1 protein-coding gene is annotated in these 1,907 nt (G+C 63.3%); it reads left to right on the top strand.

Annotated elements, in window-relative coordinates:
- On the top strand, window positions 1–1,907 hold a 1,907-nt coding region (locus B0B52_RS22385; RefSeq protein WP_168173454.1), incomplete at both ends, for an RHS repeat protein.

Here is a 1,907-nt window from a genome sequence, read left to right as displayed (position 1 = left end):
GGGTCAGTGAGCCAGGCGATCTACAACGCCGACGGGACGGTGGCGGCGAGCGTGCAGTACATGACGCCGATGAACGGCATCAGCGGCACAACGACGGCGGAGGACATTGCCGGCACACTGGTAACCACACCCCTGACGGTGGATGTCACCAAAGACCACGTCGTCTTCAACGGCTACGACGCCGTGGGACGCCAGACATCGAGCGTGAACAACCTGGGCGAAGTAAGCGAGATCGTCTACAACGCCGACGGCTCGGTGGCGCAGACGATAGGCTACGGCACACGCCCGAGCAGCATCACGGACGTGATCACGGGCAGCGCGCTCACGGCCAGCGAACTGGCCACGATGAGCGCCACAGTGGGCACCAAGGTAGCGGCGCTGCCGGTGCCCAACCTGGCCAACAACGACCACCTCACCTTCAACCTGTACGACGCTGCTGGAAGACAGACCTACACAATCAACGGCCTGGGGTCAGTGAGCCAGGCGATCTACAACGCCGACGGGACGGTGGCGGCGAGCGTGCAGTACATGACGCCGATGAACGGCATCAGCGGCACAACGACGGCGGAGGACATTGCCGGCACACTGGTAACCATACCCCTGACGGTGGACATGACCCGCGACCATGTCAGCTTCAACGTCTATGACGCGGCCGGGCGGCTCACGCGCAGCGCCAACGGCCTGGGCGAGCAGGTCAGGCGCGCCTACAACGCGGACGGCACGGTGGCCTACAGCGTCCAGTTGGTCGATCGGATCAGTGGCCTGAACAATATGACTGGCCAGACGCTCTCGTCACAGGACTTTGCGACGCTGACGACCGACATGATGATAGCCATGAAGACAGGCTCCCTGCTGCTGGACATGACCCGTGACAAGGTCGTCTTCAACGTCTATGACGCGGCGGGTCGCCAGACCTTCAGCATCAACGGCCTGGGCGAGGTCAGCCAGAACATCTACAACGCCGACAGCACGCTGGCCGCGAGTGTTCAGTACGCCAGCCGCCCCTCCAGCATCACCGATACTGCCAATATGGGCAGCACGTCCATCTCCGCATCAGGGTTGCGGGCGCTGGGCAATGCATTGAGCACGGCCGCGGCCAGTTTGACGGTGGACCTCACCAAAGACCACGTCGTCTTCAACGGCTACGACGCCGTGGGACGCCAGACATCGAGCGTGAACAACCTGGGCGAAGTAAGCGAGATCGTCTACAACGCCGACGGCTCGGTGGCGCAGACGATAGGCTACGGCACACGCCCGAGCAGCATCACGGACGTGATCACGGGCAGCGCGCTCACGGCCAGCGAACTGGCCACGATGAGCGCCACAGTGGGCACCAAGGTAGCGGCGCTGCCGGTGCCCAACCTGGCCAACAACGACCACCTCACCTTCAACCTGTACGACGCTGCTGGAAGACAGACCTACACAATCAACGGCCTGGGGTCAGTGAGCCAGGCGATCTACAACGCCGACGGGACGGTGGCGGCGAGCGTGCAGTACATGACGCCGATGAACGGCATCAGCGGCACAACGACGGCGGAGGACATTGCCGGCACACTGGTAACCACACCCCTGACGGTGGATGTCACCAAAGACCACGTCGTCTTCAACGGCTACGACGCCGTGGGACGCCAGACATCGAGCGTGAACAACCTGGGCGAAGTAAGCGAGATCGTCTACAACGCCGACGGCTCGGTGGCGCAGACGATAGGCTACGGCACACGCCCGAGCAGCATCACGGACGTGATCACGGGCAGCGCGCTCACGGCCAGCGAACTGGCCACGATGAGCGCCACAGTGGGCACCAAGGTAGCGGCGCTGCCGGTGCCCAACCTGGCCAACAACGACCACCTCACCTTCAACCTGTACGACGCTGCTGGAAGACAGACCTACACAATCAACGGCCTGGG

Source organism: Polaromonas sp. A23 (assembly GCF_002001015.1).
In the GTDB taxonomy this organism is placed as follows: Bacteria; Pseudomonadota; Gammaproteobacteria; order Burkholderiales; family Burkholderiaceae_C; genus Polaromonas.
The sequence above is the reverse complement of the archived record's forward strand: the minus strand, read 5'-3'. Positions and strand labels throughout refer to the sequence as shown.